Origin of the sequence: Metallosphaera javensis (ex Sakai et al. 2022) (assembly GCA_021654415.1) — an archaeon.
Lineage (GTDB): Archaea > Thermoproteota > Thermoprotei_A > Sulfolobales > Sulfolobaceae > Metallosphaera > Metallosphaera javensis.
This window is the reverse complement of the sequence record AP024487.1, coordinates 2,348,059-2,363,905: the sequence shown is the minus strand read 5'-3', so window position 1 is coordinate 2,363,905 and position 15,847 is coordinate 2,348,059. Positions and strand designations below refer to the sequence as shown.

Annotated in this window: 15 protein-coding genes; 10 read left to right on the top strand and 5 right to left on the bottom strand. The window is 47.2% G+C overall.

Annotation, left to right across the window (positions count from 1 at the left end):
- Window positions 1-51 precede the first annotated feature (51 nt).
- Both QVC96_RS13320 and QVC96_RS13315 read left to right on the top strand, forming a co-directional pair.
- Window positions 52-2,847 carry a DEAD/DEAH box helicase gene (locus tag QVC96_RS13320; RefSeq protein ID WP_287689521.1) on the top strand — a complete coding sequence of 932 codons (2,796 nt, stop codon included), beginning with the start codon at window positions 52-54 and terminating at the stop codon, window positions 2,845-2,847.
- Between the two features lie 104 nt (window positions 2,848-2,951).
- Window positions 2,952-3,230 carry a DNA-binding protein gene (locus QVC96_RS13315; RefSeq protein WP_342765755.1) on the top strand — a complete coding sequence of 93 codons (279 nt, stop codon included), beginning with the start codon at window positions 2,952-2,954 and terminating at the stop codon, window positions 3,228-3,230.
- On the opposite strand, the gene rgy is transcribed toward QVC96_RS13315, so the two are convergent.
- The gene (rgy, locus tag QVC96_RS13310; protein WP_287689520.1) at window positions 3,195-6,644 is read right to left on the bottom strand and encodes a reverse gyrase; all 3,450 of its coding nucleotides are present in this window, start codon (window positions 6,642-6,644) and stop codon (window positions 3,195-3,197) included. The genes QVC96_RS13315 and rgy overlap by 36 nt on opposite strands.
- A gap of 372 nt (window positions 6,645-7,016) precedes the next feature.
- Here rgy and albA point away from each other — a divergent pair, with 372 nt between their 5' ends.
- The 3 genes from albA to QVC96_RS13295 all read left to right on the top strand — a co-directional run bounded on the left by albA (window position 7,017) and on the right by QVC96_RS13295 (window position 8,650).
- Complete coding sequence (albA, locus tag QVC96_RS13305; protein WP_238025966.1) at window positions 7,017-7,313, top strand: DNA-binding protein Alba; 297 nt, start codon at window positions 7,017-7,019, stop codon at window positions 7,311-7,313.
- Between the two features lie 111 nt (window positions 7,314-7,424).
- Window positions 7,425-7,745, top strand: a complete 321-nt coding sequence (locus QVC96_RS13300; protein ID WP_238025967.1) for a hypothetical protein — start codon at window positions 7,425-7,427, stop codon at window positions 7,743-7,745.
- Window positions 7,746-8,182: 437 nt separating this feature from the next.
- Window positions 8,183-8,650, top strand: coding sequence for a hypothetical protein (locus QVC96_RS13295; RefSeq protein WP_238025968.1), 468 nt, complete (start codon window positions 8,183-8,185; stop codon window positions 8,648-8,650).
- On the opposite strand, the gene QVC96_RS13290 is transcribed toward QVC96_RS13295, so the two are convergent.
- On the bottom strand, window positions 8,626-10,242 hold the full coding sequence (locus QVC96_RS13290; protein ID WP_238025970.1) for a DEAD/DEAH box helicase: 1,617 nt from the start codon (window positions 10,240-10,242) through the stop codon (window positions 8,626-8,628). The two genes, QVC96_RS13295 and QVC96_RS13290, sit on opposite strands and share 25 nt — an antisense overlap.
- On the bottom strand, window positions 10,202-10,564 hold the full coding sequence (locus tag QVC96_RS13285) for a hypothetical protein (protein WP_238025971.1): 363 nt from the start codon (window positions 10,562-10,564) through the stop codon (window positions 10,202-10,204). The genes QVC96_RS13290 and QVC96_RS13285 overlap by 41 nt, the downstream gene beginning before the upstream one ends.
- A gap of 35 nt (window positions 10,565-10,599) precedes the next feature.
- On the opposite strand from QVC96_RS13285, the gene cutA reads away from it, so the two are divergent.
- From cutA to QVC96_RS13260, 5 genes are all read left to right on the top strand, one after another.
- The gene (cutA, locus tag QVC96_RS13280) at window positions 10,600-10,923 is read left to right on the top strand and encodes a divalent-cation tolerance protein CutA (protein WP_238025972.1); all 324 of its coding nucleotides are present in this window, start codon (window positions 10,600-10,602) and stop codon (window positions 10,921-10,923) included.
- Window positions 10,920-11,213 (top strand): Asp-tRNA(Asn) amidotransferase subunit GatC, encoded by a 294-nt coding sequence (gene gatC / locus QVC96_RS13275; protein WP_238025973.1) that lies wholly within the window; start codon window positions 10,920-10,922, stop codon window positions 11,211-11,213. Before cutA ends, gatC begins: the two co-directional genes overlap by 4 nt.
- Window position 11,214: 1 nt before the next feature.
- Window positions 11,215-12,630 carry an Asp-tRNA(Asn)/Glu-tRNA(Gln) amidotransferase subunit GatA gene (gene gatA, locus QVC96_RS13270; RefSeq protein WP_287689519.1) on the top strand — a complete coding sequence of 472 codons (1,416 nt, stop codon included), beginning with the start codon at window positions 11,215-11,217 and terminating at the stop codon, window positions 12,628-12,630.
- Window positions 12,631-12,692: 62 nt separating this feature from the next.
- Window positions 12,693-13,787, top strand: a complete 1,095-nt coding sequence (twy1, locus tag QVC96_RS13265) for a 4-demethylwyosine synthase TYW1 (RefSeq protein ID WP_287689518.1) — start codon at window positions 12,693-12,695, stop codon at window positions 13,785-13,787.
- The gene (locus QVC96_RS13260) at window positions 13,784-14,437 is read left to right on the top strand and encodes a CTP-dependent riboflavin kinase (protein WP_255776161.1); all 654 of its coding nucleotides are present in this window, start codon (window positions 13,784-13,786) and stop codon (window positions 14,435-14,437) included. Before twy1 ends, QVC96_RS13260 begins: the two co-directional genes overlap by 4 nt.
- Here the strand turns inward: QVC96_RS13260 and QVC96_RS13255 are convergent.
- Window positions 14,428-15,084: a cytidylyltransferase family protein gene (locus QVC96_RS13255; RefSeq protein ID WP_238026068.1), complete on the bottom strand. Its 657-nt coding sequence runs from the start codon at window positions 15,082-15,084 to the stop codon at window positions 14,428-14,430. The two genes, QVC96_RS13260 and QVC96_RS13255, sit on opposite strands and share 10 nt — an antisense overlap.
- Window positions 15,066-15,830: a diphthine synthase gene (gene dph5, locus QVC96_RS13250; protein WP_287689517.1), complete on the bottom strand. Its 765-nt coding sequence runs from the start codon at window positions 15,828-15,830 to the stop codon at window positions 15,066-15,068. Before dph5 ends, QVC96_RS13255 begins: the two co-directional genes overlap by 19 nt.
- Window positions 15,831-15,847: the final 17 nt, after the last annotated feature.

Here is a 15,847-nt window from a genome sequence, read left to right as displayed (position 1 = left end):
AAAATAACCATAGCTGGTACTGTCCCGCCAAACGATATAATGGTGAAATAGATGAGTGACTCTCTCAGCAAGAAGATATCGAGCCTGATGAAGGAGAGAAACTGGACTAAGATGACCCAGATTCAGGAAATGGCCATGGAACCTATATTGAGGGGATATAACACGCTGATCATAGCGCCCACTGGATTTGGAAAGACCGAGGCCGCTTTACTCCCCATCCTCAGCCTTATGTCGGAGGGAGAGCAGAAACCCGTCTCCATGATTTACATTACTCCACTTAAGGCATTGATAAATGACATTACCATAAGGATAGACTGGTGGGCGTCAAAACTGGGTTTTGTGGTGAATAGAAAACACGGGGAGGTTCCGCAGAAGGAGAAAAACATGAGGCTGAGAAAGGCTCCCCACATCCTTGTTACCACCCCTGAGGGCTTGGAAATAGACATGGACTGGGCGTCCAAGTTCAGGGAGAACTACAAGAACGTGAACTGGGTGGTAATAGACGAAATACACGAGCTCATGGGGTCCAAGAGGGGGGCCCAGCTTTTCGTCCTCCTTGAAAGGCTGAAGGATTTCTCGGGGAAGGACTTTCAGAGAATTGGCCTGTCAGCTACCATCAGCAACGAGGAAGCTGTTGCGACTACGCTCTTCGGTTCTTCAAGTAGGCCCAAAACCATAGTAAAGAGTGAGGCGGGGAAGGAGTTCAGACTCAAGATAAGGTCCATTAGCGATTCGGGTGATATCTGGGTAGCCTCTGCCAAGACCATTAAGGAATCTCTGGAACCGCCCACCCTGGTATTTACCAATTCTAGGTTCCTCACGGAAAGGTTACATGAGGAACTGGAGAAACTGGGGGAGAAGGGGATATTTGTTCATCACTCCTCCATTTCCAGGGATTCTAAGAGCAGTGCGGAGGAGAACCTGAGAAGCGGTAAGGCTGGAGCCGTTCTCTGCACTAAGACCCTTGAGCTCGGTATAGACGTGGGGAAAGTTAAGAAGATAATAATGTATAGACCTCCTCCCTCAGTTGCATCGTTCCTTCAACGATTGGGGAGGAGCGGTCATTGCGTTGGAGGGATACCTTACGGGGAAATCATTTGTGTGCAGGACTTTGATTGTTTAGAGGCACTGGCCATATATTCCCTTTCCAAAAAGGGGAAACTGGAGCCTCCCAGGAGGATCAGACCCCTGGACGTTGTGGCCAGGGAGATACTCGGTATGCTACTCCAGTACTCCTCGGTGAAGTTGGACCGCGTCTTTTCCGTAATTACGGCCTCTCAGGTGTACAGGGACCTGACCAGGGAGGAGTTTGGGAACCTGATCTCCTACCTTCAAAGGAACAACTTGGTGGTTTTGGAGGGAGACGAACTCAAGCTGGGAAAGTCATTCTTCAAGATCTGGACCTTCAACAGATCCAACAATTTTGTGTGGGCCAAGAACTTCTCGGAGTTCTTCTCGCTGATAAGTAACGACGATGCGTTCACCCTGAGGAGTGGAGAGAAGATAATAGGAGAGATAGACGCGATCTACGTATACAAGCATATTCGTCCAGGCGACCTGATCAGAATCAGTGGTAAGTTGTGGAAGGTAGCAAGGATACATAATGGAATGATGATGGTGGACCTGTTACCGGCAGATCGCGGAGAGGGAGAAATACCCATCTGGAAGGGAGAAGGAGTGCCCAAATCCCAACTCATCCCCAGGGAAATACAGGAATTGTTTAAGAATGATAAAATACTGGAGAGTGAGGTTTTAGAGGAGAACGCCAAGGTAAGTTTACGTGCGCTAATGGAGAAATACGTAAAGGGTAAGTTACCGCTACCCTCATCGAACGTAATATACATGACTATAACAGATAAGGAGACCATCTATTCCACGTTAATTGATGAAAAGATAGCCAACACAATAGCCCACATGCTTATGTATCTGGCCACCTCCAAGTACACACTCAACGTTTATACCAGGGCTTCAATCTACGGGTTTTCGATAAACATCACAGACAGGGACCTCCTTAGGGAACTGATCCAGATGAAGGAAGAGAAAATAAGGAGAATACTTTTCAGGTCAATTCTAAGATCTCCGCTCTTCATGTCCGTTGAGAAGGAGATACAGGCCAGCTTTGGTAAAATAGGCAAGATAAACCCAAAGGAGGACAAACTGATAATAAAGGAAGGTCTCAGGCAGACAGTCAAGAGATACTTTAACATAAGGGGGACCATGGCTACCCTGAGGAGGATAAGGGAAGGGAAGATAACCATAGTCAGATCTGATTACCTGACACCACTGAGTGAGGCGGTTCTATCACACGCCCCAATCAAGCCGTGGATTTCTGGAATAAACATCCTGATTTACGACGCGCTAAAAGGCGGAGCATATACCGTTCATGAAATTTCTGAGATGTTATCTATTCCCCCAAGGAGCCTTGAGGTGAAACTAAAGCAGATGAGAAAGACGAGCACAAAGTATAGGGTAACCAGCTTCGTGGACGTGGATAGCAAGGAGATCAGGTGGTGCACAGTGGAAGAGCTGAAACAACTTGTGAACTCAGATGAGTTCTATACCTCCTTCGCTCCCATCAACGAGGATGAAACTTTCATAGCTGAAATGAGGTCCATCGAAGGTTCCAGTAACACAGAGTTGATATTTAAGCCAAAACAGATATTAGAAAATCCAGAGGAGTTCGCGAAGAGGATTCCAATGGATGAGGTTGGGGAGCTTAGGATCCACGACCCGGTGGATCCCATGATATGTAACATGTCCCCACGATACTATTTCGTGAGGAGGGATATCGTTCCCTATCTCCTCCTAAATGCGTCAGCTTACATTCAGAACCTCAAATATACGTGATGAGAGCCCAAGATATGATTGGATGATACTGGCCCGTGTTACTGAAGCGAGGAATTGAATGTGCAATCAATAGATTTATTTGTCAATCGCGGTTCATGAGTGTAGTGAAAGTCCTAATGGAAAGAGGTACTCAGTTCGTAGTAAGCAGGAATAAGTCCATAGAGGAACAGGTATTAGACATAATCTCCTCATTTAACCAAGGAGTTAAGGACGTGGAGCTCAAGGGTTACGGTAGGGAGATAGATAGAACCGTGGATGTATATAACGTCCTGAAGGAAAAACTGGGAGATGGTGTAGTCCTTGTTGATGTCAGCATAGGCAGTGAATTCAAGGACAGGAGAAGGATATCATATCTCCTGTTCAGACTTAGGAAGAGTTTCTAGACCTTGTAGGTTATGGAGAATCGGAAGCAGTACTGAGGTTGGTTCTAAACTCCCTGTGGAGATTGCATCCATCTTGGAAAGCAGATCCGCGGTGACCTCCTCAGAGGTAAGGTCTGGAAACCTGGAGAGGAATTCGTAGGCATTTATCCCCTTCTTTGTTGCTACTAGGACTGCCTTCTTCTTGCTCTCGATCACGTATCCGTGCCTTAGGAGGGACTGAATGGTTTTGGCATAGGTGCTGGGTCTTCCTATCCTCTTCTCCTTCATATCCTTAATGACATCTGCATAGGTGAGCAATCTCACGTCTGATCCCCTAACCACGCTGATCTCTGCACTGGTCTTTCCCACAGGCACGTCATATAGCCTGTAGGTATAGAGGTTGGAGAAACCGCCATACATTTTCACCAATAGCTCCGCATCCCAGGTTCTTTCTCCCAGCTTCATTCTAAACTTCCTCACAACTCCTTTGGATTCGCGCATCTGGCTGGCCATGAATCTCCTGAATATCATGTCATACAAGGCGAAATGGGCCCACGAAAACTTCACTGAAAGCATTGTGGGGTTCTCAGCAATCTCTCTCTTGAGTGACTCCAGGTCCAGTGGCCTAGTAGGTCTTATGGCTTCATGGGTCCCCTCACTCCCCCATCCCCTGGGCTGATACTCGTGGGATAGGTTCGTCTTCTCCAGATATTCTTTGGCTATCTCCATTCCCCTTCCAGACACATGGTGGCTGTCTGTTCTATGATAGGTAATGAGACCGCTCTCGAAGAGATCCTGGGCAAGCCTCATAACTCTCTCCGCTGGGATCTTGTACCACCTATATGCCTCTATCAATAGGTCGTCTGTGGAGAAGGGTGGAGGTGGCTGTAACGTCTCCTCTCTTTCCTCCACCACGTCAACTTCCACGGTCTTGTCCTGGAGGTTGGGTTTCTCCCTGTGAAACTCCCTGTACACGTAACTTCCTACCTTGACGTTAAGTATCCAACCCATTCTCTGCTTATAATCCACGGTCTTCTTGACTATCCATCCTAGGACCGGAGTTTGCACTCTTCCAGCTCCGTGGTTTCTATCTCCGAACCTGAGCTTGAGCAGTTTGCTCAGTTCAAATCCGATCCATCTATCTTCTATCCTCCTCACCATCTGACTGTAGACTACGTTCATATCCAGGGAAGAAGAGGTCCTCAATGCCTCCACTATGCCACTCCTGGTAACCTCATGATACTTTATCCTAGCTATGTTGGGGTTATACGGAGATATGTTGATGGCAACGTCAAATGCGATCTTCTCACCTTCGGTGTCCGGATCGGTGGCGATGAATACCTGGTCCACCTCTAGGGCGAGCTTTCTCATGGCGTTGATAGTTGAGAGAGAGGAGGAGATCAGGTTGGATCCGCAGTAGGGACAAGTTTCCACTTCCTTACTCACAGATCTTTTACAGCTGGAGCACCTGTATATGTGGGAATAGAAGGGACTGAGCCTGTCCCCCTTGATCTCAACACCGTAGTACCCCTTTTCCTCAAGCGTGAGATCAGTTACGTGGCCCTTTGTGGCCATCACGTCCAGAATGTACACCCTGTTTCCCTCAACCACCACGGTCTCATATACCGGAACTCCTCCTATGCTTCTGCGGGCCGGAAAGCCGAACAGTCTAGAGATGGTCTTAGCTTTAGTGGGAGATTCGACTACCAAAAGTCCCGTTTTAATTTCTATCCTGTTTCCTCCCTCCCTCCTGGTCCTTTCAATCTCCTCTTTTACCTTATCCAGCTCAACGGTTTCGAAGTTTACCGGGGCGAACCCAGGAATCAGGAAGTTCATCTTCCTCTTGAAGAGCTCAAATATAACTTGATCATCCACCAAGATGACGCTCAGGCCCTGCGTTAGCCCCCCATTTAGGAGCCTGCTACTCCTCCCGGAGCCCTGGAGGTAAGTTATGATATCGGGGTACTCTATGAACACTTCCTTTCCCTTCCTAGAGATCTGGAAGGTCTCTCCCACAATGGTTCCGTTCACCTTCTTGAGGGCCTCTTGAGCCTCCTTCACGAGAACCTTCATTTTTTCCAGGAGTGTGCCCAGCCTTCCCTCCAGAGGCTGACCGGTTATCATGGCTATCTTTATGGCCTGAGCCTCAGCTGGGGATAGGCCCAATATCTCTTCCTCAGGAACCTGTATCCCCAAGAGTCTGGACACCCTCAAGAGCGTGAAGGGATTCTTTACAGATTCCTCTGCCCTGGTTCTGGATTTGGGCACTCCATAAAACAGAACATATTTCAGCCTCTTTGGTTCGTCTATTCCCCTTACAGCCACGCCATAATATGAGGCGGAGCCCACAAGGATGTCGGTCTTTCCGTCTGAAAAGTCCTGAAGGAACTTTCTGCCACTGATAGCCAGACCCACTTTGAAGTTCATGGATGTTAGGGTTTCCTTGATCTCCTTCATTTTCTCCTTTCCGTACTCCCTGGAGACCAAGATCAGACCTCCAGGTCCCAGCCTCTGAACCACCTCTTCCAGACTGGTGGAAGTGAATGAGTCAACTATGTTTCGGGCGTAAGTTTGGGCTGTGGAGATATCGAAGCCCGAGATATGCCTCAACGCCTTCTGTTTCACCCCCTTGGGTCTTAGGGTTGCGCTGGCAACAACCAGCTGAGCAATTATCCCCGTGAAGCTCTGTATCTTCCTTTCCAGGAGGGCTATTTTCTCCATTATCTCGTCCTTGTTGTCCTTTAAGTAGAGCATCCTTCTGAGCCTCACCAGCCTCATTGCGTCCTCATACACGTCCTTGGGGATTCCCATTAGCTCGACAAGTTTATCCGTAGTCTTCCCGCTCTTGATTATGGCATCTGCGTCATCAACTGCGATGAAATTTGGCCTGTAATCCCTGATCTGCTCGTAGTTCTTGTTAACGTAACTTACAGTAAGTACAGAGATAGAGTTGGGGTCAACCTTTCCGCAGGAAACGCTTGAGATTGCTCCGATTTTGGAGCATATCTGTTCCTGGAGGGATTTGGTTGGGACTATGTATAAAACTGCCTTGGAGAGGTAAGTTGAATATGAGATCAGGGTGGTGGTCTTTCCCATCCCTGTGGGTGCAGACAGGGAGAAGTTCTCCCTCTCTCCCAAACGCCTGAGCCAAAGCCTCTGCAGTGACCAGGGTTCGTTACCTGTGGCATGTTTAAAATAGTTGATAATCTCATTATACATTTCTGTGGTGTAGTACAGTTCCCAGTATTTTCCCAGTTTCCCGTTATTAACCAAGATATTGTATACAACCCTTATCTTTTCCTCCTGAGGTAAATCCTTGAATGAGTCGACGCTTCCAGGCATGCACGCACTGCACGGTAAACCTGCCAGAGCCCTGTAATCTTCAAGAGGTCCTTGACAGTTGGGACAAGAGCTATGGAATACTGAAGTTATCATTAATTCCTAGCTTGGAAAGGGAAGGGATTTATAAGATAGGACTCCAGATGTTACCAAAACGTTTCGTTTATAAGTTCCAGATAGCGTTGACTGAAAATAGAACGTTTTAAATTCTTATTATTACTCAGAGTTCCCTTATTCACAAACATGATTCATAGTGTCGTCACGTTGACACATTTCAAGTTTCAAGGAATTCAATGCGAAGTCGCGAAGCCATAAAACTAATTTAAAGTTTGACGACACTATGACACGATCAAGGAAAACTTGGATATAAAGTGAAATTATACCAATACTATTACAAAACCTTGAATGGCCGTCCGATTAACTTTTTAAACTTACGATATGGTTATGATCCGCACATAGGTGAATAAAATGAGCGGAACATCTCCTACTCCAAGTAACGTAGTCCTTGTAGGTAAAAAGCCAGTAATGAACTATGTCCTAGCTGCCTTGACTCTGCTAAACCAGGGCGTTCCAGAGATCATAATAAAGGCTAGAGGAAGGGCAATAAGCAAAGCTGTGGATACTGTGGAAATAGTTAGGAACAGATTCCTTCCAGACAAGATAGAGATCAGAGCCATAGGCGTAGGTAGCCAAGTAGTGACCAGCCAAGACGGAAGGCAGTCTAGGGTATCTACGATAGAGATAAGTATAAGGAAAAAGGCATAAACGGTTAGATAGCGATTTTTTACGCCGTTCCAGAGATAATTCTATTTTGGGCGCTGAAGGCTTCTTGGCATATATTTAATAGACCACTGGAGATCTTATTATAAGATAGACATGAGTCAACCTACTCATAAGGTAGAATTTGAGGCAAAGGCAAAGATAGGTGAAGTAATGGGAAATCTAGCCTCAATACAGCTCAGGCCAGAGGACCTTTCCAGTCCAATTGCATTTCAGATGGCCATCTCCAGAATATACTCAGAACTCATGAACATGATGAGCAGTGGACCCTCAAAGCATTACGTTGCTGAGGTCAGATTTAACGATTCCATGGGAAATCCCGTGGCCATTGGAGTCGACTTCGGTGATAAGATACCTCCTCTATCAAAACAGGAAGTCAAGGTAAAGGTTATCCTTGAATTCTATGACGAAGACTAGCCCTTCTTTTTAGATATGGTAGAGAAATTAGCTCTAGGTATTCCTCTAGGGGTAAAAGATACATCCTGCCATCCTTATTTATCAGTAAGCCTGCTCTCAGCATGTACCTTATGGTAGATTTTGTTATTTTCTTAGAAAAATACGGATCCAGATGAGAATAGGCCTCAAAGAGAGTGAACCCCGTATCCCTGAATTTCTTCCATAATAAAAAATAAATTACTGCATCCCTTTTCTTCAACCACTTCATGATTGCCTTACATTCCTCCTGTGGTATAATATGCTAAACGATGGATCTCCGCTCTCCCCATGAAACTGTACTGCGATGATCCAATTTCCTCGTCACATCTTGTTACGGCTCAAAGCCTGGTCGCTCATCACGGTCAGACCTTACAAGTCCTATCATAGCCGTTTTATATTCTAGTTTAAGGTTTAGATTTATGCCATATATTCTTGAGGGGAGGATCTGCAGACCCCATGAGGTGAACCTACTGGGCCCTGGAGATCTGGTCACCGTGAAACCCTTCACTGCATTTGTTAGGGGGAAGGCTCAAACATTCCCTCCCCTTTCCGTGGTCTCCCATGAATGCCCTCACATGATAACATCCCCCACTTGGGTAGATGGAGTAAGAGTCGGTGGTAACGTCGTTGTGATGGAGCCGTCCTCGGAGATTGAAGGGGAACTGGAGGTTCTGAGCCATGAATTCCTCCCAGGCTTTACCGCAAGGGAACTCCTCGGTAGATCCAAGTTTAGAGTTGCATCTTCTCTCCCCGGGGTTCCCATAGTCACCGTGCAAGGTCAACCCCTAATCTCGTCAAGGGGAAAAGAGGTTTTCCTGAGTGATGACAGAACCTTGTTACTGGCGCTTGCTCACTCCCTTACTTACTTCCTGTCCTCTAATGAGTAAAACAGGTCATCTAATGAGGTGGATCTCCTCTTCTTCGACTGATACTCCTCTGAGGTTCCCTTAGCTATGAGTTCATAGAGTATTGCTACCTTATTCCCGGAATTATTCCTGAGAAGTCTGCCAAGCCTCTGTATATATTGTCTCTTGGAAGAAGTCCCGGCCACCACGATCCCTACGCTCGCATCTGGAATGTCCAGCCCCTCATCACCCACTGTGGTTAAAACCAGAACACCTGAACTAGCCTGTTTGAACTTCTCCAGAACCTCTTCCCTGTCCTTCTTTGACATCTGACCGGTGAGCATGTAACCACCAATCACCCTGGAAATGAGCTCAGCATGTTCCACGTACTGGGTAAAGATTACAACCTTTTTCCCCCTTTCGTTTTCCACTATCTCCCTGATCTTGGATAGCTTTCCCTTTGTTAGACCTATTAAATACCTTATTCTGTTGTATACCTTTAGGGCTTCTATTGCCTTAACCTCGCCCTCCTTTGCTATCTTGACAATCTCTAGAATCGGCCTTCCCTCCGAGAGCGACCTGAACTTCCTCATGAGGCTCTCATATTCCACTCTCTCCTCGAGGGTTAGAGGAATTTTGATCCTCAGAACCCTGAACTGCGCTAGATAACCCTGAGCCACAAGCTCCTCCACTCCGCGCTGGTATACCAGGCCTCCCATCAGTCTGAAGAGTTCCACGTGCTTTCCGTCTGACCTATAGGGAGTTGCAGAGAGGGCCATCCTGTACTGGGCCACACAGGACAGGGCTATCTCCCTGAACTTCTCCGCGGGAAGATGATGAGCCTCGTCTATTATCAGGAACTGAAACGATGAAAGTTCATCCATATGCTTAATTGCGGTCTGATATGTGGTAATCGTGATTGGGGCAAGCTGTTTCTTCCTGCTATAGTATAAACCGACCTCAACCTCCCCGGTGGTGAATCTCCTGATTGTCTCCTCCCACTGCCTCAGCTGTTCATTGGTAAAAGTCACGATTAGGGTGGGCAAGCCCAACATGCTCATACCCTGCACTCCTATCAGGGTCTTTCCTGCACCTGTGGGAAGGGCTATCACCCCCCTATACCCGTTCTCCTTCCATGCCCTAACTGCCTCGAGCTGATATTCCCTTAGGTTCGCCGTTACCCTCAAGGAAAAGCGATCCTGAGCCAGTTCCAGTCTCTTCACCCTTAGTCCCTCGCTCTCTAGGATCCTCCTGAGCACGTGATAGTAGAATGGCCTAGTCCTGTAAACCCTATCTCTTGGATCGTAGGGTATGCTTATCCTATACTTTCTCAGGATATCCGATATTCTCGTTCTAGCCCTAACCACCAGCTTACTACCTTCCAGCTCAAAAACCACATCATAACCTCCCATTTCCTTCTCTAGGAGATTGAGGAACTCCGGATCAAGCGTTACTCCCACTTCCTCGAGGACTTTCCTTATTTGCTCCAGAGTTATCCCATTTATCCTAGCCCTCTCTGGGTCAACCATGAATTTTGCTCCGTTCTGATCCTCGCCAAGAAATTTTGAAAAGGAAATCAGCTTCTCCAGAACCTCATTGTTGAAGGGCTTCACGTAGAAAGTCTTCAAGGACACCAGATATCACTTCCACAAAGATCACTTTCCTATCCATTCCTACTACCTCGTTGAGCTTTTCAGGTTTATCCACGATGTATATGTTGTAGGCCTTCCCGTCCGATCTCACGAATATACCCAGGGGAGGTAAAGGTAGCTCTTTCTCGCTCATTACCAGGATCTTTATGATTCTTTCGTCAGGGCTTACCCTCAATATGAGGCCTATTCCGTTATCCAGCGTCAACCCAATGAACTCTGCGCCCAAGTAAGTGGCCTCTGATATTCCAAGGTTTAGTGCGTCCATTATTCCTTCAGCTTGAAAGGGGATCTCTGCTGGCCTCATTACATTTATTTCTGAAATCTAGCTAATATTTTGCCATGAACGGAAAGTACGTCCTTGTGATCAGCACGCTACCCGGGATGGAGGAAGGCAAGCGGATTGCAAGAACCTTAGTGGAGGAAAAACTGGCGGCCTGCGTTAACCTAGTTCCTGGTCTCGTCTCCATATACCGATGGGAAGGCAAGGTTACGGAGGACAGCGAGGTTCTTGCACTAATAAAAACCAACTCTGACAGGCTTGACGAACTGATAAAGAGACTCAAGGAACTTCACCCCTACAAGGTCCCTGAGATTCTAGCCCTAGATATAAAGAATGGTTTTAAGTTGTATCTGGAGTGGATAGATGAGAGTGTTTCCAAGTGAAAGTTCGGGTTGATGAGGAGCTCATGAGGAAACTCGAGAGGCTTGCCTTGATCTCCCTTACGGAACAGGAAAGGCAGGAATTCATGAGGGATCTTGCCAGAATTCTTGATTTCTTCAACAAAATAGACGAACTGAACCTTGAGGGCGTGGAGCCCATGTTCCATCCCCTATCCACAGGGAAACTGAGGCCAGATAGGCCTAACCAACCCCTTTCCAGAGATGAGGCGTTATCCAATGTGCCCAAGAAAAAGGATGGGTATATCATAGGCCCTAGTACCATAGGTGGATAACATGATCCTAGAAATGGTGAACGACTTAAGGAATGGAAACTTATCTCCAGATGAGTACGTGGGTAGAACCTTTGAGAGAATAAAAAGGGTGGAGGACAGGGTCAAGGCCTTCGTTACAATAAGGAGAGAAGAAGATGTGCTAGAGGAAGTTAAGAGGGCCGTGAAGGAGGGAAGAAGACTTTCCGGGTTATTGATAGCGGTGAAGGATAATATCTCAACTAAGGGGATAAGAACAACCTGCTCATCCAAGATGCTTGAGAACTATGTGCCCCCATATGACGCCACAGTGATCTTAAAGCTGAGGAAAGAAGGGGCTGTGATACTCGGCAAAACTAACATGGATGAGTTCGCCATGGGCTCAACCACGGAAACGAGCTATTTCGGTCCCACCAGAAATCCTTGGGATCTGTCCAGGACGCCCGGGGGATCCTCCGGGGGGAGCGGAAGCGCGCTGGCTGCAGGATACGTGAGTGTGGCCCTTGGATCAGATACAGGTGGTTCCATCAGGACTCCAGCCTCTTTCACCTCCACCTATGGACTGAAACCGTCCTACGGGACAGTGAGCAGGTACGGACTAGTAGCATATGCCAACAGCTTGGAGCAGATAGGTCCCATGGCAAGGAACTCCGCTGACCTAGCGTTGCTCTTCTCAATTATAGCTGGGAGCGACCAGAGGGACGCAACCACTATAGATTACTCTCCCCCATCTTCCATTAACCCCATAGCAGTCAAGGGCATAAAGGTTGGAGTGCTTAAGGACGTAATGGACGCTTCAGATCCAGGAGTAGCGGGAGTGGTGAAGGACTTCCTCAACAAAATGTCGTCAGAAGGTGCAGTGGTAGAGGAAACCAACCTTGGGATGGTGGACTACGTGCTTCCAACCTATTACATTATCGCGATGTCCGAGGCGAGCTCAAATCTAGCTAGATATGACGGTGTGAGGTACGGCTACTCCTCCAACGCTGAGGGGAACTGGAAAGATGTCTACAGCAGGAACAGGGGTGAAGGATTCGGGAAGGAGGTCAAGCGAAGGATATTGCTGGGATCCTTCATTCTGAGCGCCGGCTATTATGAGCAGTTTTACATTAGGGCACTGAAGACTAGGAGATTAATACGCGACTCTCTGGAAAAATTGTTCAGCAGATATGACATCCTAGTCTCGCCAACTTCCCCAATACTTCCACCAAGGATAGGTGAGGTGATAGATGATCCTGTGAAGATGTACGCAATGGACGTGGCCACGGTCACAGCAAACCTGGCTGCAATACCTGGGCTGTCAATACCTGCAGGGTTTTATAACGGTTTACCAGTGGGAGTACAGCTTATGGGAAGATACCTCTCGGACACCTTCCTGATGGGTGTCTCCCTGTACATGGAAAATATAACTGGATTGAAAGATATTACCGCGCCCTTGTGAGTTACCGTGGTAACATAGCTAAGCATTTTAAACTTGCCGAGTAATCTTGTTTGGTATAATTAATGGCGGTTAAAGGTAGTTTCAGGATTGACACGCTCTCTAAAATACGAGAGGAGATGGAGAAGCAGAGGTATCATCTGATTGGTGGACATAGCGCCTACAAGAAGTGCCACTGGACACATGAGGCTTTAACCAGCGGAAGATATTGTTACAAGGGTAAATTTTACGGTATAGAGAGTCACAGATGTGTGCAGATGACGCCTGTGAGCATGTGGTGCTGGTTCAGGTGCATACACTGCTGGAGATTGGAACCCGAGGATGTGGGACTTGATTGGGATGAAACCAAGATGCCATACATGGATGACCCGGAGTACATTGTGGAGAGATCCATAGAGGAGCACAAGAGATCGGTTTCTGGTTATTTAGGAAGGGAAGGGGTAGAGAACAGTAAGGCACTGGAGGCCATGAAACCTTCACATGTGGCGATAAGCCTCACAGGTGAACCCACTCTCTACGAAAGGATCGGGGAGCTCATTAGGGAATATCATAAACGTGGGATAACGACATTTCTTGTAACCAGCGGTGTCAGGCCTGACGTACTTGCCTCACTGGAGGAGGAGCCATCGCAACTCTTTGTGTCACTACAGGCTCCCAATGAAGAAAAGCACAGGCTGATCAACAGGCCTGTTGTAGCAAACTCCTGGAACCTCGTAATGAAAACCCTCGAAATACTCCCTAGCTTCAGTTCGCCCACGGTGATCAGGATGACCATGATGAAGGAGGTAAATATGGGGGACGATGATGCAAGGGAGTTTGCCAAGTTAATGGAGATGGCCATGCCGACCTACATTGAGGTCAAGGCATACATGCACGTGGGTCCGTCAACCTACAGGCTTACAAAGGACGCAATGCCGAGGCATTCTGAGATCAGATCCTTTGCGGAGAAGCTAGCCCAGCTTACTGGCTATAAAATAATTTCAGAACACGCGCCCAGCAGAATTGTTCTCTTGAGCACTCTGGACAGACCCATGCAAATAGGTAACGCGTGGACCGAGAAATGGGACTGGAGAACTCAGGACACCCAAGATGACATTAACGGAGAATATAGGGAGGCTGAAATGGGGTGCACTGAAGAGGGAGATGGTCAGAAACCATGAGTGATGAGTGTTTAATTGCCAAGATAGTCTACCTATCCCTACAGCGGAAGGAAGTTACCCAGCAGGCTATCGCCGAGGAACTTAAAATGTCCCAGCAATCTGTGTCCAGAAAACTCAAGGAGTTAGAGGAAAGGAACCTCATTAGAAGATCCCTCTCAAAGGAGGGGGAGATAATCAGGGTTACGGAGAATGGAGAGAAATTACTAGAGGACTGCCTCTCTATGATGAGGGGAACAATTATCTCATCTCACGTGCTAGAAATGAGGGGAAGGGCAACCTCAGGCCTAGGGGAGGGAAGAATATTCCTCTCCATGCCGTACTACATGGAATCGTTCAAGAAGTTCCTTGGTTTCGAGCCCTATCCTGGAACCCTAAACCTGGTGATTTACGACAGAACATCCTTGGAGAACAGACTCATATTGGATATCTCCAAGGCGATAACCATTCCGGAGCACAAGGAGGAGAACAGGGTATTAGGTGCGGTTAGGGCGTTTCCAGCATCCGTAAACGATCTAAAACCTGCAGCCGTGGTGTTCCCTCTCAGGAGCGTTCACCCAAAGAGCGTTATCGAGGTAATCTCGCCATATCATCTCAGAAAGGAGCTCAATATCAAGGATGGAGATGAAGTGCTCATTCAGGCCTACGCGTGATTACAGTATCTTTCAGTTATCTCCTTTATTATGGCAGATGTACTGCTATGGCCCCACCTATTTATCCTCTGCTCCAGCCTCACCACCTCCACGAAAATACCACGCTTGGCCAATTCTTCCTTTAGGGCTTTTTCGTCCACTTTCTGGTCTGGACCAAGAAAGATTATGTCTGGTTTGACCCTCTCCACGCTTCTGAGAAAGTCGTTCTCGTCACCTAGGAATGCCTCATACACATACCTGATGCTCTTGACAACTTCCAGCCTTTGATTCTCGTCATTTACAGGTTTACGACCCTTCACTCTTTCCGCGTTCTTATCCCTAGACACTGCCACGTACACTCTACCCAGAGAGGCTGCCCTCCTGAGGAACTCTATGTGACCTGGATGAATTATATCAAAGGTTCCGCCCACAAACACCTTCTTGGCTCCCTCACCCTCTACTATTTTCAGAGCGTCCACCAAACCCTCCGCGTAGACCACATCCACCAGCGCCGTTTCGAGGTCTCCCTTTTCCAGATAGTATTTTGCGTCCTCCACGTATTGTCTCGCGAGGCTAAGTATCCTTTCGTCTCCCTTGACCTTTTTCAGGGTTTCTTCCATGCCATTGATATACTTGATTACCCTATCCCTTAACTCAGGCATTTCAATCCCTCTATCTCCATCTCATATAGGTTTCTGGATGGAACTATTATAATGTGCGGAGGAGCTCCAAATTTTTGATTTAAAGCATCTGATATTTTCATAGCCCTGACGCTCTCATCCTGACATCCGAGCCTTTCTCCTATCACTACCAGATCATCATCCAAGATAACCTTCTCCCCAATATCGCTTTCCATCTTCCTGAGATAAGCCAGGGCTAGATCTGCGGTCATGACTCCGGTCTCCTTCAAATCCAAGTAAACCATGGTATGAAGACCCTGCTCCCTATTGGACTTTATTACCCTGTATGGAGTGTAGTCAAGTTTATCCAGTACAGGAAAGGTTACAGTGACTGATTTTCCAAACTTATAGGAAGATAACATAGACCTTGATATCATGTAACAGTGAACTGAAACCCCTGGAATAACGTTGACCCTATGTCCCCTAGCCCTGGCGCCGGTGGCTAAGCTCACGTGGGTTGTGGCAATCATGGGGTCTCCAACCACTGCTATTACAACCCTCTTACCTGAGTCCAGTAGTTTATAGATCTCCTTCTCCCTAGTCTCCAACATTTCCCTGGACGCGGGTATAATATCCTTGCCTGTGATTTCCCTGAGCGTTTTCTCATTTAAATCGCAACTAATTGAAGTGTAAACGTCAGCGTAAATCACGTCCGAGTTCTTCATTACCTCCAGGGAGGCGTTAGTAAGAAACCTTTTTGATAGCCCAAGCCCTACAAAGTATATATCCGACATTAAGTTTTCCATGGTGA